Raw genomic sequence first — 22,172 nt, forward strand, 5'->3', positions numbered from 1 at the left:
TCTACAATCAGCAATCTAAAATATAAATTTCACCCATGCCCTTATCAATAATCAACTCTTTCGCTTCGTGGGTCCTAAAACAAAGGATACATCAAATAGAACTTTTTCTAAAATATCCGAATGAAGTTCAGGAAGAACTGTTGCATAATTTGCTGACCGCTTCAGAAAACACTATTATAGGGAAACAGTATGATTTTGAATCGATTAATTCTTATCAGACTTTTGCTGAGAGGGTACCGATTGCTACTTATGAGGAGCTTCAGCCATTGATTGAACGCACGCGTCAGGGGGAACAGAATGTATTTTGGGAAACGCCAATAAAATGGTTTGCTAAATCGAGCGGAACGACGAATGCCAAAAGTAAATTCATTCCTGTGAGTAATGAAGCTCTCGAGGATTGTCATTATAAAGGAAGTAAAGATTTGCTTTGTTTGTACCTCAACAACAATGAGGATTCGGAATTGTTTCTGGGTAAAAGTCTTCGTCTGGGCGGAAGTTCTCAGATCTACGAGAACAACAATACGTTCTTTGGAGATTTATCTGCTATTCTGATTGAAAACATGCCTATCTGGGCCGAGTTTAGCAGTACTCCGAGCAGTAAAACTTCTCTGATGAGCGAATGGGAATCTAAAATTGCTGCGATTATAAATGAAACAAAAAACGAAAATGTAACCAGTTTCGCGGGCGTTCCGTCATGGATGCTGGTTTTAATGAATAAAGTTTTAGAGAATACGGGGAAAGAAAGTCTTTTGGATATCTGGCCTAATCTGGAAGTTTATTTCCATGGGGGCGTAAGCTTCTCTCCTTATAAAGAGCAATACAAAAATATTTTACCAAGCAAAGATTTCAGGTACTACGAAATATACAATGCTTCTGAAGGCTTTTTTGCTATTCAGGATTTAAACAATTCAAGTGATTTATTACTGATGCTGGATTATGGCATTTTCTATGAATTCATATCGATGGATACGTTTGGCACTCCAAACCAAAAAGTAATTCGTCTGGCTGATGTTGAGTTAAATAAAAACTATGCGATTGTCATTACAACGAATTCCGGTTTATGGCGTTATTTGATTGGGGATACGGTTCGTTTTACTTCTCTAAACCCATACAGAATCAGAGTGACGGGCAGAACGAAACATCATATTAATGTGTTCGGCGAAGAATTAATGGTCGAGAATACCGATCAGGCCATTGCCAAAGCCTGCCAGCTTACTCACACCGAAGTGATCGATTACACCGTGGCTCCTATTTTTATGCAGGACAAGGAAAAAGGCGCTCACGAATGGATGATTGAGTTTAAGAAAAAACCTGCTGATGTGGGACTTTTCCAAAAGGTCCTGGACGAAACACTACAAACTTTAAATTCGGATTACGAAGCCAAACGTCACAACAATATGACTTTAAATCCTCTGGTGATTAATGTGGCACGTGAGAACCTGTTTTACGACTGGCTAAAAGAGCGCGATAAATTAGGAGGGCAACATAAAATTCCAAGACTTTCGAATCAGAGGGATTATTTGGAGCAGCTGAAGGAGATGTAATTTTTATAAGGACCTTAACCAAAGACCACGTTAATTTGCATGGAATCAACAGAAAAAATCCAGAATTTACTTCCAATAGGTTATCTTTTTCTCGTCGTGCTGGGAATTTTAAAAGAATGCGTTTTCTTTTTCCAATTGAAAATAAACATTCTGAAATATTCGACCATTATGGATATTCTTGTCAGCCCCATTGCTGATTTAACTGCGAATCCAATTATCATTTTAAGTCTAATTGTTTTCGCCGTTTTTATCTTACTTTTTATCAGCTTATGCTACAAGCATCGCAATAAAAGCTGGGTAAAAAAAATAATCGGCACCAAACCGGATGGCGATAAATTCTCGGACATAGAGATCAAGAGCAAGCTGAAACATTTTTTTTTAATTTCCATTGGAATTGGACTGTTAAGTTTTTTCCTTGGTTTAGGAATTGGTGAAGGGTACAAAATTGCAGAAAAAATTAAGTCGAATAAACTGCAATACGAACAAAAGCTCACCTTTAACACAGGAGAAACAGAAACTATTTTTTTGATCGATGTGAATAGTGCTTACTATTTTTATTTGACTCCAAAAAACAATGCCATCAAAGTTGCCCCTCTGGGAGCCATTAAGAATATTGAATTAACGTGCTTAGAATCTATAAAATGAAAAATGCCATTCTGATTCTACTTTTTATTTTTATTTCTTGTACCAAGGAACAGCATTCAAAAATAATTGTTCTTCAACCCTTGGGGGATTTCAAAGCAGAGCAGGCCAAAAATGTTTATCATAAAATACAAACGATTAACCCTAATGTTGTTTTAAGAAAAAATATACCTTTTCCAAAAAACTCTTACTACAAACCCAGAAACAGATATAGGGCTGATAGTATTATTAAAACCATCAAAAACAATATTGGTCAGAATACCGTAATTGTTGGCTTATCAAACTGCGACATTAGCGTTACAAAAGGTAAAATCAAGGATTGGGGCGTTATGGGTCTAGGCTATCATCCAGGCAAATCCTGTGTAGTTTCTGATTTTAGGCTGAGCAAAAGAAACAAAGAAGTACAATTCTACAAAGTTGTTTTGCATGAGTTAGGTCACACCGAAGGTCTGCCTCATTGTCCCGAAAAAACATGTTTAATGAGAGATGCTGAAGGAAAAAATTATTTAGATAAAGAAACTGCCTTTTGTTTAAAATGTAAAAATTATTTAACTGAAAAAGGGTGGAACCTAAACAGTCCTACAACTTGAAATCTCAAAATACACTATTCAATTAACCAAAAACCAACATAAAATGAGCACCAAAAAATACAGCGAAATGACTACTGAAGAGTTAGTTAAAAGCGAGAAAATTTCAAAATCAGCCGCTTATGCATTTACCATCCTTTTACTTTTATTATTTATCTCTAACATTTATCTTGCTTTTTTAAAAGGATTCAGTGCTGTTCAAATTGTCCCTATTGCCTTGCTGCCACTACTTATTTTCAGTTTTAAGACTTTGAAAGACATCCAAACTGAATTGAAATCCAGAGAGAAATAAGAAACTGTAATTCCAACACAACTCATGAGGGATAGAAGAGAAAATCCTTTTGTGTCCGCCACGGCGGGCACAAAAGATTACTTCGCTCGTGCGCAACGGATAGCCCGACCCGCTTTTTCAGTGGGGCATGCCCATAGCTTCGACTTCGCTCAGCTTGACTAAAATGAGCGAAATCAAAGTTCTTTTTAGCATTACAGGGCTTCGACTTCGCTCAGCCCGACAATAGATTTACATCATATCGATATACCTGTCATGGTATCCTAATAAATACAAAACTCCGTCAAGACCCAGACTTGAAATTGACGTTGCAGCGTTTTCTTTTACTTTTGGTTTGGCGTGAAAAGCAATTCCCAGACCTGCTAGATTGATCATTGGCAAATCATTTGCACCATCTCCAACCGCAATGGTCTGGTTGATGTGAATTCCTTCTTTGTCGGCGATTGCTTTAAGGTATTCGGCTTTCTTTTGGCCGTCTACGATATCGCCTATATATTTTCCGGTAAGTTTACCGTCCTTTATCTCTAATTTATTGGCATGAACGTAATCGATGCCCAATTCTTTTTGAAGATACTCTCCAAAATAGGTAAATCCTCCGGACAAAATTGCGGTTTTGTATCCATAGTATTTCAGGGCTTTCATTAAGCGATGCGCTCCTTTTGTAATCGGTAAATTGACGGCTACATTCTGCAAAACATCTTCGCTCAATCCTTCGAGCAATGCCATACGCTGTTTGAAACTTTCGTTGAAATCAATCTCGCCATTCATTGCTGATTCTGTGATGGCTCTAACCTGATCTCCTACTCCGTTCAGCTCGGCCAGTTCGTCGATCACTTCAGTCTGAATTAAAGTAGAGTCCATATCGAAGCAAACCAAACGTCTGTTTCGTCTGTAAATATTGTCTTCCTGAAAGGATATATCCACATTTAACGTTCTGGAAATTTCCATAAAACTTGCCGTCATGTCAATCTTGTTTACGATCTCTCCGGTCACGGACAATTGTATGCAGGAACGAGGGTATTCTTCCAGATCTACAATAGAAGTTCTTCCGGTTAATCTTATGATAGAATCAATATTCAGATTTTGGGCTGACATTATTTTGGTTACGGCAGCCAATTGAGAAGCAGCTAGTTTTTCGCCCAAAATATTGATGATATAACGTTGTTTGGATTGTGATTTCACCCACTTTTCGTAATCCTCGATAGAAATTGGAATAAATTTTACTTTAATTTCTAATTCATAAGCTTTGAACAATAAATCTTTTAAAACGGGGCCGGAAGAGGAACCTGCCTGAATTTCGAATAAAATTCCCAGAGAAAGCGTATCATGAATATCGGCCTGACCAATATCTAAAATATTTGCATCGTAAGTTGCCAATACAGCGGTTAAACCTGCTGTTACTCCTATTTTATCATGTCCTGAAACTTTTAATAAAATAATCTCTTTATCTTCTGTTGCCATTTTATGTTTATTGATTTTACGAAGCGACAAAAATCGGCAATCTAATGTTGATAAAAAAGGATATTGCTTGTTTTTTAAAGAGAAAAAGCACCTAATACTGTGCTTTTTGGAGTAATTTAACAATAATGTTCAGGGATTGGAATAACCTAACTTTTTCGATCTCTGAATTGTTTTTTTATCACAGATTTCAAGGATTAAAATGGTGAATCCCTGAAATCTTTTGTATTGTGATAAAATATAAGAAGTTGTTTTTAACCTGCCTGGTTTTCATCAAAGTTTACCATCCAGCTTACATCAAACTTATCTTTGAACATTCCAAAATAAGCTCCCCAAAAGGTTTTTGCCATTGGCATATAAACAGTTCCTCCTGCCGAAAGTCCGTTAAAAACACGATCGCCTTCTGCTGCACTGTCTACATTTATGGAGATAGAGAAATTCCCACCAAAGGTTACGTCTCCGGATTGCTCACTGCTATCGCTTCCCATCAGTATGGTGTTTCCAATTGGCAATGAAACATGCATGATTCTATTAGCATCTTTTTCAGATACCGGAGCACCACATCCTTCCTCGCCTTCCGGCATTTCACTAAATCTTCCAAGAAATGGAAATTCTCCTCCAAAAACGGATTGATAAAACAGAAATGCTTCTTCGCAATTTCCGTTAAAAATTAAATAAGGGTTTACTGCTGTTGCCATGATATTTGTTTTTTTGTTTGTTGTTTGTTTCTTTGTTTATTGTTCCGAAAGTTCTTTGGCGGTTTCTAGTCCTTTTGGAAATGCTTCCTTAAAATAATCAATGTATTTTTCGACTACATCTACCTGCGCTACCAAATCAGTAAATTCGTCATCGGCTGTTAATCGATACGTTTCCATGGCACCTGTCCACTTTTTGGTTTCTTCATCAAGAGGCAATTCTTTAAAGTCTTTGATTTCGCCTATATGTTTAAAAGCCATATACTCGTTCGGAATTTTCGTTTCAATGACACTATTCATTCCTTCTCCGTTTGGAGACAAGAAATGTATTTTATCGCCCTGATTCCATTCACTTATGGCGTATGAACCTTCGCAAAAAGACCCCGTCCACTTCTTATATGTTTCCTCGTCCCATAAAACTGCCCAGACTTTTTGTACCGGGGCTTTAATTCTGATTTTAAATTCTAATGTTTCCATACTCATGATAGTTTACTAAAATCCATAAATAAAACATTCCAGCGATGACCGTCTAAATCTGCAAAGCCACAGCCGTACATCCATCCCTGACTTTCTGACGGTGGAGCAAAAACAGTTCCTCCGGCTTGTTTAACTTTCTTTGCCAGTTCATCTACTTCAGCAATACTTTCAGCATCAATCGAGATCAGAACTTCTGTACTTGTTTTAGTATCTGTCAGTTGATTATGAGAAAAACTGGCAAACAATTTTTCTTCAAAAAGCATTACTACAAATTTTCCTTCTCCAATCACCATACAAGTTGACTTTGGTGTGTCGTGTTCTTCATTAAAAGAGAATCCTATTTCCGAAAAAAAAGCTTTTGATTTTGCCACCTCTTTTACCGGCAAATTCAGCCAAATTTGTTTTGTCATTCTAACTCTTTTTAAAATTAAATTCTTTCTCTGTGATGTCAGTCAGTACCTTTGTCACTTTGCTTCTTTGAACCTTTGAGCCTAAAAAAACTAATTACTTTCGGCATAACTTTTAAAATTATCCATGATGGCTTGCCAGCCTCCACGCTGCATTTCTTCAGGGTTTTCTGTTTCGGGGTCAAATTTTTCAATTACCTCAACTCCGCTTGGTGTTTCTTTAAAAATAATTTCAACCTTTCTTCCATCGCCTAAAATGTACTCAATAGCTTTGTTCTGCTCTACTACAGTGTACTCCCCTCCAAAATCAAAACTCATACTGCCGTCTTTTGCAGCCATAGTCGATGTGAATTTTCCTCCAACTCTCAGATCATTTTCAGCATGAGGTGTATGCCAGTCCGGAGAAGCAAAATTCCATTTTGTAATGTGTTCCGGTGCTGTCCAAAATTCCCAAACTTTGTCTACTGATGCATTAATCGTGTTTTGTACTGTTATCATTTTATTTCTTTTTTTAGTTATACTTTTAAAATTGGTTCTTGTTTCGTTTTTTATCTAATTATTTTCAACATACTCTTTAAAACAGTCAATCACGGCCTGACACCATTGCTGCTGCATGTTTTCAGGGTTTTCTGTTTCGGGTTGAAATACTTCTGTGAGAATTACTTTTTCATCACTTTCTTTAAAATGAACACTTCCGGTTCTGTTATCAGATAGTTGATACTCTATTTCTGAAAAAGTTTCTACCCTCGTATAAACTCCTTCAAAATCAAAAGTGGCAGTTCCGTCTTTCGCAGCCATCGTATATTTGAATTTCCCTCCAGCCTTCAAATCATTTTCGGCATAAGGGGTATACCAGTCCGGAGAACCAAAACTCCATTTCACTATATGTTCCGGCGCTGTCCAAAATTTCCAGACTTTGTTTACAGCTGCGTTAATTGTGTTTTGTACGGTTATCATTGTTTATTTATTAAAATCAAAGATGTTTCTTTATAAAATTACAAATTATTTAAAGCAAATTTAGTTTTTTAGCATTAGCTTTAAGTTACATTAAAAGTCATTTTTAGGGTCATTTAAGACAAAATACTTACTTTTGTAACCTATCATTTTTCCAAAAACCAATGCAATCATGACTAAGAAAGTAGGATTAATTGTTCCGCACGACTATAAATTACTAAGTATAGCAGCTATTTTAGAAGTTTTTGAAACCGCCAACAAACTTGCTAAAGAAGACGAAAAGCCTTTTGAGATTATGGTATTTCAATTGACAGAACAGATCAAAGAAGCAAATTTGTTCGGCTATAAAGTAAATCCGGTTGAAGATTCAACAACAATCCTTGAACTTATCCTGATTCCGGCTTTTACTACGGATAATATGAGCGAAATGATCGCAAAAAACAAAAACTTTATTCCCTGGTTGAAAAAGCACCATCAATCCGGCGCCGAGCTGGCCAGTTTTTGTACGGGTGCCTTTTTATTTGCCGCATCCGGTTTGCTTAACGAAAAGTTGGCCACAACTCATGTCGATGCCTGCAGTGCTTTTACCAAAGCGTTCCCACTCGTAAAATTGAAACCCGAAGAAACTTTAACGGCCGACGGTAGTTTGTATACCAGCGGAGGCTCTACCTCAACGTTTCACCTGTTGATTCTTTTGGTTCAGAAATACTGTGGAAATGAGATTGCAGTTCAGATTGCAAAGATTTTTTCGATCGACCTAAACCGATACAAGCAAAGTTATTTCAGCACCTTTAGACCCAACCATTTGCACAATGATGCCTTAGTTGCCATGTTGCAGCAAAAAATAGAAAGTCAGTACCATACAATCGAAAAACTGGAAGAAATCACCAAAGACATTCCTACCAGCACGCGTAATATGACGCGACGTTTCAAACAGGTTACCGGCATCCCGCCTATTGAATACCTGCAAAATATAAGAGTCGAAAGTTCAAAGAAATATCTGGAACAAACTCAGCTTTCGATTTCTGAAATTATTGAGAAAACGGGCTATAATGACCCAAAAGCCTTTAGGAAAGTTTTTTATAAAATGGTAGGCATGAAACCTATTGAGTATCGGGAGAAGTTTAGGGTGCAGTAATTATTTCAGATTCCATTTCAAAAGTTTTTCTGATGTGCTATTGTCCCAATGATAATGCTGCCTTCTAAATGAAGAATCAATTTTTACCGTTGACTGATACTGTTCCAACCAAACTTTTTCTTTGTCAACAGCAATAGATTTCTCCGTTTTTTCCTTTTCTTTCTTTTTTATTAAACACCAATGAGTGACCAACATTGGAAGCCCTAAAACAATTATAACAATGGCAAATTTTTTAATATCCTTCACACAAATCCATTTTTACAAATGTAGGAAAAAAAATACATTAAATAAATTAACTTAGAAAGTTCTTTTCTTTACAAAAAAACCTATTCGAATTAATGAACAGGTTTAAGAAACTTATAAATAAGAGTTTAATACGTTATAAACACCCCCTCATCTCCTTTAAGAATATAATCAAAAGAGAGTATTCTGCCATCTATTAAATAGAAATATTCAACTGGTTTATTTTTACTTATTAAAATAAAAATTTTATCAGTATCTCTAGAGAAAAAAACTTTATCATGTTTATAGTCTTTATAGCCTACCACATAAAAATCTTCTGAATTTAAGAGCACTTTTTTATCTTCTTTTATCTTTTTCAAATGTTTACTAAGTATCTCTATTCGGTCATCTAAAGAATATTTTACATCAGAGTTTACTGTTTCAAAACAGATAAAATTATCTGCAATAAATCTCGTCGATCTCTCTTCAAAAAAAACAGATTTCACAAAATTAGTTACCATGTCAGTCTCATTTATTTTATTCTGACATGCAATAGTCGGTGTTTTTAATAGTAACACGACAACTAAAAACATACATTTATTTATTTTCATTTAGCAACCTCCTTTCTTTTTTGACGAAATTCTCTTTCTACAATATTACATTACTAAAAAACTATAAAAGTATAATCTTCGGAACCAGCTTTTTGGAACCCAAAAAAAGACACTATTTTATCTTTTTCGATTAAAAAATACTGAGGAGCACCATTCTTTAGATCAACTTTATAAATTTCCTTCCTTTTGTCTTCTACTAGATTTTTGAATTTAATTTTATCAGTCTCAGGAAAAGAATTATAAGACGAGATAAAAAAATTATTTTCCATTATATCTTTTTTTAATAAAAAGAAATTTCCTTTTTCTTCATTAGCCAGATTACGAAAGTCCATCACCATATATACGCCTTTCTTGCATTGATCTGCATCAGAACATTCAATATATCTAGCAACTATTTCTTCCGGATCAATATCATTAATATATAATGCTTTATAAAAATCTCTTATCAGCTTTATTTCATTATTCTCTTGACCATATGAATCTAACGAATAACCAAGAATCAGAACTAGTACTAAACTTAGACATTTCATTTGTTATAGTTTAAATTATCAATTACAATCTCCTTTTCTCTGTGGAGCATTGCTTTTAGTTGTCGTTTTTGTCGTATTTAGAAAATTCCCATTTCTAACATCTCGCCTAAATTCCCTGGATATGTACCATTAAAAGTAAAACTAGAGGCCTTTGTTGAAGGAAGATTAATCCCTCCTAATTTACCAACAGCAATACCAAAATCAGTACAAGCATATCTATTTTGCATAATCTTTATCGCTACTTAAAAATATTAACTTTAAGTAATTGGAAAGTTCAGATACCAAACCCATTTATTATTTACTTTCTTATAAACTTTCACTGTAGTAGCACCACATCCGTCATAATTGCAGGGGTTACTAAAAAAAATAAAAACCACTTTTTTGTCTTTGGAATAGATTGGAGGCGAGACACTAAACCTAATAGTTTCATAAGGTGTCGATTCACTATATTTTATAAAAGGATATTTGAATTTACTTAAATTCCAATTTACTTCTTCTCTCTTTTGATTGGCTAAATATTCAAAGTTCATTGATTTAATTAGCTTTTTTATTTTTACAGAATCTATTGGCGTATAAAAGTACTCTTCAAAAGTTTCTTTAGTAAAAAATGTTTTCTGATCATGAAATATTAGACTCTCTTTATACAGAGCAATAGTGGTATCTTTATCCTTTACATATAACTGTTTTCTACCCTCTATTAAACTATTTGTTATTTGGTTTATTACCTCATAATCTTCGTTATCAACTTTGCTGATTGTTTGACCAATAGCAACATTAGCTAATAAAGAGAAAAACAAAAAAATTAAATGCGCTTTCATATTTTCTAATTAGTAGGTTTTTATTGGCAAGCTTTTTTCCCTCTCGGATTAAAGCTATTATTTCCTGAATTTTTGTACTCTGAATAAATTCTATCCAATATTCTCTCTTGGTCAGCTTGAGGAAGATTTTTAAAGGCCTTTGTTTCTGCTAAACCACCCCATGCCATATCATCGTAAAACAATTTGGGTAGATTATATCCTTTCAAATTGCCATACTCTTGCAAGGCAACAGATATTTCCTGTACAATATTAGTATCGGCAAAAATATTATGCTGAGCATCATTTAAATCTTTATTGAATTGATTAAAATATGTCTCTACCAAGTTAACATAGCTCTTATCTATATCTCTGTATCTGTAAACACTAACCAAATACGCATGAAAACACTCATGAAGTAAAGTTTTTGCGATTGAAAGATCTGTCGAAACTGAAAGATCACTTTCATTTAAAGTTGTAGTTACTTTACCATCTAATACTACTTTACTTGTACTTCCAGGGCTATCTGCTGATAAATTGCCCTTAATTATGAGCCAATTGTAATTAGTAGGTGTAGGATTTACTCCTGAAAATTTTGCAATTACCTGAGAAAACTTACCCTTTTGTAATTTTTTTATATCATTGACAATGTTATCAATACATACGGGCAAATTAGTCTTTATCTGTTTTACTATATTTTGTGCATTTTCTGAAGTCGTAGAACTTCCACTTCCACCACCTCCCGGAGACTTCACATATCCCTTTGGACTGTTACCTTTCGATCCTGATTTTAGACTGCCTCCATAAGCTCCTCCTCCATATTCCTGCTTATTCTCGGATTTTTCTCTGCGAATGATCACTTCATCTAATTCAAAAGGATCTGAATCTGACTTAGCAGTCGATTTATTGAGGCGTTCTGACTCCTCCGAAGTGATTACCCTAAGTCCTGTTAGCGCTGCTGTCGTATTGGAGTTTTCAAATTTTGCCCCATTTACAAATCCCTTTTCTAAATCCCAGGCAATGATATACCCATTAAAGTTAACTAAATCCGCTGAAGTTTTTATTTTTTCTAAAGATTCTGATAAAGGGAGTATCTCATATAATGTAGCCGAAAATTCCTTTTTATTTTCTAAAGGGTATAAATACAATACTTTCTGACCTTTATAAGCATCACTCAGATTATTATCTCTAACGGGAACTACAATTGCCTCAGTCCCATTTTCAAAAGTTTCCGTGATTGCACTATCCCAATTATAAACCTGACTTTTAAACGACGAATCAATTTTTGCTTTTGATTGATACTGTTCAAACCAAACCCTCGCTTGACTAACCTTAATAGATTGCTCTATTTTTTGTTCGCTTCCTGCTTCTTCTGAAACACAACGACCTGTTAATACTGCAACTCCTAAAACCATTAAGAGGATTGCCATTTTTTTAATATTTTTCATACAAATATATTTTTATAAATATAAGAAAAATATTATAATAAATAATTTAAATTATAGGTTTTATTTTACAAAATAAAAAAACCTGTTCGTTAAGCCGAACAGGTTTTTTCTAAATTATTAAATCTTATTATAGAAACTTACGAAGCGATTTCCATACGTTTCAATAGATTTTTATTCAAAGTATGTTTTGCGTAATCTTTATCGATACTCAAAACTTTATCGTCTGAACTTGGCAATTCGTACATGGCATCGGTTAAGATTGCTTCACATAACGAACGCAATCCACGTGCCCCTAATTTGTACTCTAATGCTTTGTCTACAATAAAATCTAATGCCTCATCTGTAATGGTGAATTCAACTTCATCCATTAAGAATAATTTTTGGTATTGTTTTACCAAAGCATTTTTAGGCTGTGTCAAAATTGCACGCAGGGTTTCTTTGTCTAAAGGATCCATGTGCGTTAAAACCGGTAAACGTCCAATAATTTCAGGAATCAAACCGAAATCTTTAATATCTTTTGGAATAATGTATTGCAACAAATTGTCTTTATCGATATTGTCTACATTTTTAGAAGTCGAATATCCAACAGCCTGACGGTTCAAACGTTTAGAAATGATACGCTCAACACCATCAAAAGCACCTCCCGCAATAAACAGGATGTTTTGAGTATTTACTTCCACAAATTTCTGGTCCGGGTGTTTACGCCCTCCTTTTGGTGGTACGTTTACAATTGTTCCTTCAAGAAGTTTCAATAAAGCCTGTTGTACTCCTTCGCCGGAAACGTCACGTGTAATAGACGGATTATCACTCTTACGGGCAATTTTGTCAATCTCGTCAATAAAAACGATTCCTCTTTCGGCTTTAGTTACATCATAATCGGCAGCTTGCAACAAACGTGTTAAAATACTTTCAACATCTTCTCCTACATAACCTGCCTCAGTAAGTACGGTCGCATCAACGATAGCCAAAGGAACATCTAACATTTTAGCAATTGTCTTTGCTACCAGTGTTTTTCCTGTTCCGGTTTGTCCCACCATGATGATGTTACTTTTTTCAATCTCAACTTCATCGTCTAATTGCTGTTGCATTAAACGTTTGTAGTGATTGTAAACGGCAACCGACATTACTTTTTTGGTCTGATCCTGGCCAATAACATATTGATCTAAGAAAGCTCTGATTTCTTTTGGTTTCTTTAAAATTAAATCCCCAACCAATTTTGCGCTTCCACTTGATTTTAATTCTTCTAATACAATTCCATGTGCCTGTTCGATACACTTATCACAGATATGTGCATTGATACCTGCAATCAATAAATTAGTTTCTGGCTTTTTTCTTCCACAAAACGAACATTCTAATACTACTTTTGCCATTCTTTATTTAAGTTACTAAGCTGCAAAGATACTAAGTTTTAAAGTTTTTCAACTAAAACTTTAAAACTTAACTCCTTACAGCTTAAGAGCCTGTTTAATTTTTAAACAGGCTCTAATATTTTTATTTTTTTATTTAAAAATTTAAATCACAAAGAACACCTAGAATCTTAGCGTCTTAGCAACTTAGAAGCTTTAAAAAAATTAGCTTCTTCTTAATACTTCATCAATCATTCCGTATTCTTTTGCTTCATCTGCAATCATCCAGTAATCACGTTCACTGTCTTTGTGCACTTTATCAAAAGTTTGTCCTGAATGTTGAGAAATAATATGATACAATTCATCTTTCAACTTCAACATTTCACGTAAGTTGATTTCCATATCTGTTGCAACTCCCTGAGCTCCCCCTGATGGCTGGTGAATCATCACTCTTGAATGTGGTAAAGCCGAACGTTTTCCCGCTGCTCCTGCACATAATAGTACTGCTCCCATAGAGGCTGCCATACCAGTACAAATTGTCGCTACATCCGGTTTGATATATTGCATGGTATCATAAATTCCTAATCCTGCATAAACACTTCCTCCAGGAGAATTCAGATAAATCTGAATGTCTTTTGAAGCATCAGCACTTTCTAAAAATAATAACTGTGCCTGAACAATGTTCGCGATCTGGTCGTCAATACCTGTTCCTAAAAAGATAATTCTGTCCATCATTAATCTGGAAAAAACATCTAATTGAGAAATATTCAACTGACGTTCTTCAATAATATATGGAGTCATATTCGTTGGGTTCATTGCCGCTATAATTTTGTCATAGTACATGGCATTTACTCCCTGGTGCTTTGTAGCAAATTTTTTGAATTCTTTACCGTAGTTCATATTTTTAGTTTAAAGTTTGAAAATCTAAAGTCTTTAAGCGACTTAAGCAGGTAAAAACAAAGTTCGTACCTTTTTATACAATAATGTCAATTTGTCTTACTTTTTTGTTTCAGGTTTCAGGTTGCAGATTACTTAAAGTCCGTTTAAACGAAAACCGAAACAAAATAAACTTAAAACAAAAAGAGCGTCAGAAAAATCTCCTGACGCTCAAATATACTTATTTTTTTAGAAATTATTCTCCGTATGAAGCGGCAATAAATTCTTCGTAAGTTACTTCTTTTGTAGTTGGATTTGCTTTTTCTTTAAAGATTTCCAATAACTTCTCAGCTACTACCTGCTCAGAAAGTCTTTTCACTTCTTCCTGGTTTGATAAAACTCTTGCTACAATTGCCTGAACTTCTTCATCAGAAGGATTTAACTGTCCAAATTGAGCCATTTGTTGTTTGATAGCGTTTGTTGTAAAAGCTTTCAAATCTTCAAAATTAATCTGGATGTTGCTTTGAGCTAAAGCTTTTCCTTCGATTAATTGAAAACGTAATCCTTTTTCAGATCTTGCGTATTCAACTTCAGCTTCTTCTGCAGAAAGTTTTTTCTCTCCAACAGTTTGCAACCATTTTTTAAGGAATTCAGCCGGTAAATCAAATTTTGTGCTTTCGATCAGGAAGTCCTGAACGTCTAACAATAATTTCTGATCTGCTTGCTGCGCGAATTGAGCTTCAGCATCTTCTTTAATTTTAGATTTCAAATCTTCTAAAGAAGCTACTTTTCCTTCACCAAAAAGTTTATCAAATAACTCTTGGTTCAATTCTGCCAATTCAGCTCCGTTGATAGCCTCGATAGTAAAGTTTACTTCGATATCTAAACCGTGAACATTATCATGACCTACTTTTAAGTAATCCATTAATTGGTGATCGTCTTCAAATAAACCTTTTGTGCTTACTGTTACAACATCTCCAACTTTTTTACCGATGAATTTATCTCCGGCAGCTTTGCTAAAAGTAGCTACAGCAATTGTAGTTGTATTGTTGATTCCGTTTTCTTCGTTAGCGAAAGTTCCAGTCAAATCTGAATCAGCTACTACCACTTCTTGTGGAATTGCTTTTCCGAATTGTTTTTGGATACGCTCTACCTGACCGTCGATTAATTTATCATCAGCAGTAACGATGTATTTTACGATATTGTTTTTAGCTTCTAAATCAATTTCGAAGTTTGGTACTAAACCAATTTCATACTCGAATGTTAATTCTTCAGCATCCCAGTCAAAGTTTTCGTTTACTTTAGCTAGTGGAGTTCCTAAAAGATTTAATCTTTCAGCTTGAACAAAACGCTCTAAAGCCAAATCAACTACTTTTTTAACTTCTTCCTGCTTAATTGCTTTTCCGTATTGTTTTTCAACCAGGTCTTTAGGAACCTGTCCTTTTCTGAAACCTTTTACAGTAGCCAATGGCATTTTTTCGTTTATCCTTTTTGCTACCTGACCTTTATAATCCATGTGAACAACTGTCATTACAATTGTTTCATTCACAGCGTCTATTGCTACTCTTTTAATATCCATTTTCTTCTTTAATTTACATAATAAAATTGGGTCGCAAAATTATAAAATTTTTGCAACCCAACCAAGTTTTTAATCTATTGTATTTGAATACGTTTTAATCACGCTTTCTCTATTTATTTTATTTATCGTCTCCTATAATCTTATAGGTGATGGACTGCAGAACAGACAATATAACACTAAAAAACAAGGCTGTCCAAAAAGAATCTACTTTAAAACCTCCGACAATATTTGTACAGAACAAAATAATGATTGCATTAATTACCAACAGAAATAAGCCTAAAGTAATCAGTGTAACCGGTAACGTCAAAATTACCAATATTGGTTTTATAAAAAGATTTAACAACCCCAAAACTACCGCAACAATTACCGCGGTGGTAAAACTGGCAACATGAACACCAGGTAAAAAGTGAGCAATTAACAAAACTAAACCTGCCGTAACAAGAAGTCTGAGTAGTAAATTCATAATGGTATGTTTTAAAAATTTATTTAAAAGTACTAAAATTTAATAATATAAACCTTTGCTCAAAATTGCATTGATTGCTTTTTTTTCATGCTCCAGTAATTTCACCATTTCCTCTTCAGAAATATCATGTTTTACTCCGACATATTCCATCTGATCAAATCCTAAAATTTCATCAAAAATAAGTTTCACCCTTTCAACATGATAATCAGATGTAATGACCACAACAGCATTTAAGTTGTGACCGAGTACTATCTTTTTTGATAAAACGGCATCTTCGACGGTATTGGCAGACAAGGCAGACTCCAGAAAATTTTCAGCACTAAGTCCTTTTTCTTTTAAATATTTGATGGCATAATCTGCGTGTGGAAGCGGCGCTGTATTAAAGTGCTCTCCAAAACCTCCTGTACAAATAATGCAATTGTCCTTTGATTCAAAAATATCGAAACAATATTCTAACCTGTCCAAAGCTACTTGCCCCAAATCTCCTGTTTCTGAATTTGGGGATCCCAAAACTATTAAAACTTTCATCTTTTAAACTAAATAGAATTAGTTATTTTAAATCAAAATTTACTCTTTCAAAAACCCTGCTGTCAGTTCAAAAAACATTTTTGGATTTTCGGCGTGAAGCCAGTGCCCTGCATTGGGAATGGTTTCAAATTTAGCTTTAGGGAAATGTTCGCGAATTGCATCAAAATCTGTATCTAAAATATAGCCGGAATTCCCTCCTCTTATAAACAAGGTATCTTTATCGAAAACTAAATCATCGGCCAGCGCTTTTCCGATAGCATCAAGATTATTATTAAAAACTTCCAGATTGAATCTGAAAGCCAGCTGTCCCGGTTCCTTCCAATATAAATTCTTCAATAAAAATTGCCTTGTACCAAAATCGGATACATATTGCGCAACAATTGCTTCAACATCATTTCGGCTCGGTTTTACCGAAAAATCAACGGCATTTAATCCGGCCAAAATATCCTGATGATGTTGTTTGTAAAATCGAGGACCAATATCGGCTACAATTAATTTATCGACTATTTCGGGATGCGTAGTAGCAAAAAGCATAGCCACTTTCCCTCCCATTGAATGTCCTAACAGCTCTATTTTATTTAACTGATTGGCCTGACAATATTCAAACACGTCTTGTACCATTGCTTCATAGGACCATTCGTCTGAATGAAAACTACGTCCGTGATTTCTTAAATCCAGAAGATGAACCTGAAACCCTGCCTCGACATATTGACCTGCAAGTGTTTTCCAGTTGTCTGACATTCCTAAAAATCCGTGCATGATTACGAAAGGCTTTCCTTCTCCTTCTATTTTCGAATATAACATTTGTATTGGGTTTTAAAAACTGCCCACAAAGGTAAAAAAAGTTATGCATCAATTCTTAAACTAATTCCCCCTGACAAAGCTACTTTGTTTAAAAAACTTCGCGGCATTACGGCTTTCCGTAAAGAAAGCACAAATACAAACTGTAACTTGCGCCTTCAAAAATCAAAATAAAATTTTTATTTAATTTAAACCTCAACCATGATTAAAAAATTATTTTTAGTATCCTTAGTTGCTTCTCAACTTATGGTTTCCTGTTCTAGTGACGACAGCAAAGACGAACCTACAAAGGAACAAACTCTGGCAGAACAAATTGAAAATCTTAGCAAACAACCTTATTCAAAACTAACTCCGGCTGAACAAAAAGTAAAATTAGAGGCTGAAGCTAATGAGATGTTGGCTCAATTAGACAAATCAAAAAGTTCCGGTGCTATTGAAGCAATTCAAAACTTAGGCAGATTGTTAGGTCTTAGAGAGGTTGATATTTTTAACGGAAAAAGCGATAATGCAGTAGAAGACATTTTAAATGTTTCTGGTGTTTACGGTATTTATACCTGGGACAATGCCGCAAAAAACTGGGTTAAAACAGCTTCTACAACTGAATTAAAGTTTGTTTTCCCTGCAAAAGCGTCACAAACAGCGAACAATGCAATATTCTCTGCTAAAAGTACTTCATCTGATATCAAAGTAAAAAATATCGACACTTACGGAAACTGGACTTACGACCCTGTAAAACAGCAATATATTCAAAATCCATCTGTATACGACTATTTCTTTTTACCAACATCTGCAGATGCTACTTTAACAATCGATAATGCAACAGCAGCTACTTTTACTCAAACTGCAAAATACTCTAACAAAAAAGAAATCCCGGATGAGTTTGCTTACAAGATGACTTTGAACGATGGATATGCCTGGGAAATGAGTGGTAAAAAAGCGCTGGAAAGCAGCTCAAAAGCTACTTTTACTTTTAACGGAAAAACATTAGTTGATTTCAACGCCGGAAGTACAGCAAACATCGATGGTTTACTTGAAAATGACGAACTTGTTCAGTACAGAGGAAAAGCGAATGGTGTAATTAAATTAATGGACAATTTTATTATTGTTGCTAATATGGATTTGGCTACTGAAGCAGCTGATGATATCGCCTTAGATAAAAGCATTGTTCGCCCTGCTTATTTAACAGATAACACCAACCCTAAAAATGATTACAAAGCCTATTATACGGCCTTAAATGCATACGAGAAAAAATACTCTGAAGGTTTGGTTGCGCTTTTCAATAAAAACATAAAACTGATCTTAGTTTCTAAGAAAGACGGTACCAAAATAGCTGATATTATTAAACGTTCAGAAGCGAGAGGTAACTATACTTTCAATCTGCCTGTTTGGAATGAAAAAAACAAATACTGGTCATGGAATACTGCACAAGGTGAATCTTTTTCACAACCTTACATGGAAGAAATCTACTATCTAAAATTCAGTGACAACACTGAAGTAGAAATGAGTACTTATTTCTCAGAAGGTTTCACAGCACTTGAAACTAAATTCGAGAATTTCGTAAAAGCATTCAAAAGATAATTACCCTTAAAACATAAACTTAAAGCCGTTTTGAAACTATTTTCAAAACGGCTTTGTTTTTTACTGAGCCTTTACCCTAAAGGTACTTTGACCATATCCTGCCCAAATTCCTATTCCGCCTTTTATATTTGATTTCAAACTAGTGTTTGCAGGATAAATAGGGTTTCTGCTGTTTACAATTTCGTTTTGCCAACTGTTCCAAAAATCCAGAGCCTCTTTGTTCTGTGTTCTTAATTTTACGTGTATTAAATCTCCATCTACAAAATAAGGTGTGAACTTGGTTTTAGGAAAAAGTAAAACTCCTCTGTTAACTTGTACAGATACTGCCGAAATACTAAAGTTTTTATCGTCTAAATTGCCATAAAATGCAGGTACAAAAACAGGTTCCTCTCCTTCTATTCTGGTTGCAATCTGATAATAATTTTTTTCGTTTAGCGGATCATCAAATTTCACAAAAACGTAGCCAGTCGTATCGGTGTCAACTTTCTTTACATACTCTGCACTTTTTATGGCTACTGATTTTGGAATCTTGGTTGTCGCTTCAACCACGCGGTTTAAATACTCTATTTTCAATGAATATTCTTTCCCTGTCTCCCCTTTAAGAACTGAACCATAATACACAAATGGAGGCACTCTGTTTTTATCATTCTTAACCCTTAAAACTTCCGATGTCACACCATCTGAAATTGTAATTTTTGCAGAACGTATGACATGATTTAAGACATTAGTGGAATCAATTGTATTGGTAACCGAAATACTGCTCGATAGCAAAACCTGAGCATAATCTCCTTCTTCAATCCAGCCTTCTACTACAATTTTAGATTCTGCTTTTCGGTCGCCAAAATCATCCTTAGAACAACTTGCTATTATCAAAACTACCAGAAATAATATATATTTTTTCATCTTTTTTAAAATTTAAACCTCCAGCTCACAGAAGGCAATATGCGATACAAAACCTTTTCTTCCTGTTTTACAATTACACTGTTTTTATCTTTATTCTCTTTAACACTCAGTACCACATAAATAGGGTTTTTGATATTGAATGTATTGTAAATGGAGAAATTCAAAGCGCTTTCTTTTTTGTTTGTTTTTAAGAAAAAATAATTCACCGAAAGATCGGTTCGGATATAATTAGGCATTTGTGCATTGTTATAACCTGAATACTCTTTAACCGGATTATTATTGATGAAATACCAGGATGTTGGCATAGTAAAACGGTTTCCGGAACCAAACAGCTGTGTAACTCCGAAATTCCATTTAGCATTCAGATCATACATCCCGACAATTGACAGATTATGTCGTCTGTCGTATTTGGCAAAATAGGTTTTCCCGTTGTTGAGTTCCTCAAAATTTCGATCAGACCAACTCAATGTATAACTCAGCCAGCCTGTAAACTTTCCATTGCTTTTACGAAGCATTACCTCCAATCCGTATGCTTTACCTTTTCCCGTCAACAAGTCGTTTTTGAATGTGGTAACCTCATTAAACTGTGTGATACCGTACGGATACTCCAGTAAATCTTTCATCGAACGATAAAAACCTCCCAAAGAAGTACTGAAATTTTTCGAAATATTCTGATTAGAACCGATCGAAAACTCGTCTGACGATTGCGGTTTTATACCGTCTGAACTGGCAATCCAAAAATCAGTTGGAATCCCAACACTTGAAGTAGTTATCAGGCTCAGATATTGATATTGTCTGTTATAAGATCCATAAAAAGAATATTTTTCGTTTAACTGATAATTCAATAAAACTCTGGGCTGAAAATGCAAATAAGAATCACGGGAACCTGAAGTATAATAATTAACCCGAATACCCAATTCGGCACTTAAACGATCTGTAAATCTAGGCCTTACAGTCGTGAAAATAGCCGCCTCATTGGCATTGATTGTACTATTTTGAAAAGTATTATTAGCATCTGTCAAATTCTCGACATTCACTTTTTGAGGCTGTAAATTATGATGTACGTATTGTATTCCGGATTCTACAGGAACATTTTTTATCTGATATTTAAAAGCGTTATTAAATCCAAAATCTTTTACATACGACGAAACTCCAAACTCAATTGTAGCCTGTTCCATATTCAGTTCATTAGAATATTGGCTGAAATATAGTGCATTTGACATACTTACATTTGGCGAAATTGCAGTAATCAAGGTTGGTGAAATGGTGACATTACTCCATTTTAAACTGGTTTGCAAAGCAAGGTTTCCGTCTTTGATTTTCAATTCATCACCGCTAACAAAAGCATCGACAGAAAGCAAATTATTTTTAGAAAGCTGAGAGATAAAAGTTAGATTTCCATCTGAGAAACCGTATTTCATATTCTGAACATCATTGTTTTCTGAACCGGAACGCAATAATGGCGCAACAATTTCGTCTATATACGTTTTCCTTCCTGAAATGTACAAGCCTGAGTTTTTACCAATAGGAGCGGTCAATGTAAGCTGTGAAGCTAAAATCCCAACATTTCCCTGAATCCCCAATTCTGAAGGTATTTTTTTATTCGGTATCAAGAGTGTAGTTGAACTCAAACGTCCTCCATATTTTGCATTCGAACTTGATTTATCAAACTCGACACCCTTTATATGATCAGTATTGTAAAAAGGGAAAATCCCCAGTAAGTGTGACATTCCATATACAGGAGCTCCATCGTACAAAATGGCATTATGCCCAGGATCTCCACCTCTAACATACAAATATCCGTTTGCATCTCCTGAATTTTGCACTCCTGGTGTCAGCTGCAAAAGTTTTATAATATCAGTAGTTCCTAAAACAGTCGGAACTGAAGTCAATTCTTTTAAATTAAAGGCTAATTTCCCACCTGATAAAGTCGTTATGGGGCTTTTTTTATCATTGTTCACGATAACTTCTTTCAGATGAGAAACATCTTTATCCAGTACTATTGAAAGCACCGTATCTTTTTCGAAGTTAAGATTAATGATTTTCGTAAGATAACCCAATTGGCTGATTGCTATTTCTACAGGTCCCGGCGGCAGCTGTTGCGAGAAATTACCAACAGAGTCAGACAATGTATAATACTGTTGGGTTGCTGTTTTTAAAGAGATACTTGCTCCAACGAGATTCTCACGTTCAGAAGATTTTAGATTTCCGTTTATACTGACTTTAGATTGCGCAAATACATTGGAAAAACAGAATAAAAAAAGGAGGATAATTGGTTTTGGCACTTGATTTTAATAAGAAA

At 34.8% G+C, this 22,172-nt stretch carries 26 protein-coding genes; 6 read left to right on the forward strand and 20 right to left on the reverse strand.

The annotated features are described in order from the left end of the window. Positions 1-35: 35 nt before the first annotated feature. From B0A80_RS10945 to B0A80_RS10960, 4 genes are read left to right on the forward strand one after another with little or no spacing between them, the layout of a single operon-like run. On the forward strand, positions 36-1,544 hold the full coding sequence (locus B0A80_RS10945) for a GH3 auxin-responsive promoter family protein (RefSeq protein WP_017497751.1): 1,509 nt from the start codon (positions 36-38) through the stop codon (positions 1,542-1,544). A gap of 39 nt (positions 1,545-1,583) precedes the next feature. Continuing rightward, positions 1,584-2,189 carry a hypothetical protein gene (locus B0A80_RS10950; RefSeq protein WP_089077306.1) on the forward strand — a complete coding sequence of 202 codons (606 nt, stop codon included), beginning with the start codon at positions 1,584-1,586 and terminating at the stop codon, positions 2,187-2,189. Further along, a complete protein-coding gene (locus B0A80_RS10955) occupies positions 2,186-2,776 on the forward strand; it encodes a Zn-dependent protease (RefSeq protein WP_089077307.1) in 591 nt (196 codons plus the stop codon). The genes B0A80_RS10950 and B0A80_RS10955 overlap by 4 nt, the downstream gene beginning before the upstream one ends. A gap of 43 nt (positions 2,777-2,819) precedes the next feature. Then, complete coding sequence (locus B0A80_RS10960; protein WP_089077308.1) at positions 2,820-3,065, forward strand: redox-active disulfide protein 2; 246 nt, start codon at positions 2,820-2,822, stop codon at positions 3,063-3,065. Positions 3,066-3,293: 228 nt separating this feature from the next. On the opposite strand, the gene serB is transcribed toward B0A80_RS10960, so the two are convergent. The 6 genes from serB to B0A80_RS10990 all read right to left on the reverse strand — a co-directional run bounded on the left by serB (position 3,294) and on the right by B0A80_RS10990 (position 7,056). Further along, entirely contained in the window at positions 3,294-4,523 is a 1,230-nt protein-coding gene (gene serB, locus B0A80_RS10965) for a phosphoserine phosphatase SerB (RefSeq protein ID WP_017497747.1), read from the reverse strand. Between the two features lie 251 nt (positions 4,524-4,774). Continuing rightward, entirely contained in the window at positions 4,775-5,218 is a 444-nt protein-coding gene (locus tag B0A80_RS10970) for a VOC family protein (protein ID WP_089077309.1), read from the reverse strand. A gap of 36 nt (positions 5,219-5,254) precedes the next feature. After that, positions 5,255-5,692, reverse strand: coding sequence for an SRPBCC family protein (locus B0A80_RS10975; protein WP_089077310.1), 438 nt, complete (start codon positions 5,690-5,692; stop codon positions 5,255-5,257). A 2-nt stretch (positions 5,693-5,694) separates the two neighbouring features. Beyond that, positions 5,695-6,102 carry a VOC family protein gene (locus B0A80_RS10980; RefSeq protein WP_089077311.1) on the reverse strand — a complete coding sequence of 136 codons (408 nt, stop codon included), beginning with the start codon at positions 6,100-6,102 and terminating at the stop codon, positions 5,695-5,697. Positions 6,103-6,192: 90 nt separating this feature from the next. After that, complete coding sequence (locus tag B0A80_RS10985; RefSeq protein WP_089077312.1) at positions 6,193-6,597, reverse strand: SRPBCC family protein; 405 nt, start codon at positions 6,595-6,597, stop codon at positions 6,193-6,195. A gap of 54 nt (positions 6,598-6,651) precedes the next feature. Continuing rightward, on the reverse strand, positions 6,652-7,056 hold the full coding sequence (locus B0A80_RS10990; protein WP_089077313.1) for an SRPBCC domain-containing protein: 405 nt from the start codon (positions 7,054-7,056) through the stop codon (positions 6,652-6,654). A gap of 169 nt (positions 7,057-7,225) precedes the next feature. Between B0A80_RS10990 and B0A80_RS10995 the strand changes: the two genes are divergently transcribed. Further along, complete coding sequence (locus B0A80_RS10995) at positions 7,226-8,191, forward strand: GlxA family transcriptional regulator (protein WP_070905644.1); 966 nt, start codon at positions 7,226-7,228, stop codon at positions 8,189-8,191. On the opposite strand, the gene B0A80_RS11000 is transcribed toward B0A80_RS10995, so the two are convergent. The 12 genes from B0A80_RS11000 to B0A80_RS11050 all read right to left on the reverse strand — a co-directional run bounded on the left by B0A80_RS11000 (position 8,192) and on the right by B0A80_RS11050 (position 17,392). Continuing rightward, positions 8,192-8,437, reverse strand: a complete 246-nt coding sequence (locus B0A80_RS11000; RefSeq protein WP_089077314.1) for a hypothetical protein — start codon at positions 8,435-8,437, stop codon at positions 8,192-8,194. A 125-nt stretch (positions 8,438-8,562) separates the two neighbouring features. Next, the gene (locus tag B0A80_RS11005) at positions 8,563-9,024 is read right to left on the reverse strand and encodes a hypothetical protein (RefSeq protein ID WP_017497739.1); all 462 of its coding nucleotides are present in this window, start codon (positions 9,022-9,024) and stop codon (positions 8,563-8,565) included. Between the two features lie 53 nt (positions 9,025-9,077). Next, entirely contained in the window at positions 9,078-9,554 is a 477-nt protein-coding gene (locus B0A80_RS11010) for a hypothetical protein (RefSeq protein ID WP_089077315.1), read from the reverse strand. A 77-nt stretch (positions 9,555-9,631) separates the two neighbouring features. Further along, positions 9,632-9,781, reverse strand: coding sequence for a hypothetical protein (locus B0A80_RS20795; RefSeq protein WP_165769248.1), 150 nt, complete (start codon positions 9,779-9,781; stop codon positions 9,632-9,634). A gap of 30 nt (positions 9,782-9,811) precedes the next feature. Further along, complete coding sequence (locus B0A80_RS11015) at positions 9,812-10,372, reverse strand: hypothetical protein (RefSeq protein WP_089077316.1); 561 nt, start codon at positions 10,370-10,372, stop codon at positions 9,812-9,814. A gap of 20 nt (positions 10,373-10,392) precedes the next feature. After that, positions 10,393-11,796 carry a hypothetical protein gene (locus B0A80_RS11020; RefSeq protein WP_089077317.1) on the reverse strand — a complete coding sequence of 468 codons (1,404 nt, stop codon included), beginning with the start codon at positions 11,794-11,796 and terminating at the stop codon, positions 10,393-10,395. A 137-nt stretch (positions 11,797-11,933) separates the two neighbouring features. Then, positions 11,934-13,166: an ATP-dependent Clp protease ATP-binding subunit ClpX gene (clpX, locus tag B0A80_RS11025; protein WP_017497935.1), complete on the reverse strand. Its 1,233-nt coding sequence runs from the start codon at positions 13,164-13,166 to the stop codon at positions 11,934-11,936. A gap of 201 nt (positions 13,167-13,367) precedes the next feature. Continuing rightward, the gene (gene clpP / locus B0A80_RS11030; RefSeq protein ID WP_017497934.1) at positions 13,368-14,042 is read right to left on the reverse strand and encodes an ATP-dependent Clp endopeptidase proteolytic subunit ClpP; all 675 of its coding nucleotides are present in this window, start codon (positions 14,040-14,042) and stop codon (positions 13,368-13,370) included. 232 nt (positions 14,043-14,274) lie between these two features. Continuing rightward, the gene (locus tag B0A80_RS11035; RefSeq protein ID WP_089077318.1) at positions 14,275-15,597 is read right to left on the reverse strand and encodes a trigger factor; all 1,323 of its coding nucleotides are present in this window, start codon (positions 15,595-15,597) and stop codon (positions 14,275-14,277) included. A gap of 118 nt (positions 15,598-15,715) precedes the next feature. Then, positions 15,716-16,060: a phage holin family protein gene (locus B0A80_RS11040; protein ID WP_017497932.1), complete on the reverse strand. Its 345-nt coding sequence runs from the start codon at positions 16,058-16,060 to the stop codon at positions 15,716-15,718. A gap of 39 nt (positions 16,061-16,099) precedes the next feature. Next, entirely contained in the window at positions 16,100-16,588 is a 489-nt protein-coding gene (locus B0A80_RS11045; protein WP_070905636.1) for a YdcF family protein, read from the reverse strand. Positions 16,589-16,627: 39 nt separating this feature from the next. After that, positions 16,628-17,392 carry an alpha/beta fold hydrolase gene (locus tag B0A80_RS11050; protein ID WP_089077319.1) on the reverse strand — a complete coding sequence of 255 codons (765 nt, stop codon included), beginning with the start codon at positions 17,390-17,392 and terminating at the stop codon, positions 16,628-16,630. A 198-nt stretch (positions 17,393-17,590) separates the two neighbouring features. Between B0A80_RS11050 and B0A80_RS11055 the strand changes: the two genes are divergently transcribed. After that, the gene (locus B0A80_RS11055; RefSeq protein WP_070905634.1) at positions 17,591-18,967 is read left to right on the forward strand and encodes a hypothetical protein; all 1,377 of its coding nucleotides are present in this window, start codon (positions 17,591-17,593) and stop codon (positions 18,965-18,967) included. Between the two features lie 60 nt (positions 18,968-19,027). Here the strand turns inward: B0A80_RS11055 and B0A80_RS11060 are convergent, their stop codons facing one another. Together B0A80_RS11060 and B0A80_RS11065 are read right to left on the reverse strand one after the other, a co-directional pair. Next, positions 19,028-19,870, reverse strand: coding sequence for a DUF4249 domain-containing protein (locus B0A80_RS11060; RefSeq protein ID WP_089077320.1), 843 nt, complete (start codon positions 19,868-19,870; stop codon positions 19,028-19,030). A 5-nt stretch (positions 19,871-19,875) separates the two neighbouring features. After that, positions 19,876-22,155 (reverse strand): TonB-dependent receptor, encoded by a 2,280-nt coding sequence (locus B0A80_RS11065; protein WP_089077321.1) that lies wholly within the window; start codon positions 22,153-22,155, stop codon positions 19,876-19,878. Between the last annotated feature and the right edge of the window lie 17 nt (positions 22,156-22,172).

The organism is Flavobacterium tructae (assembly GCF_002217475.1).
GTDB lineage: Bacteria > Bacteroidota > Bacteroidia > Flavobacteriales > Flavobacteriaceae > Flavobacterium > Flavobacterium tructae.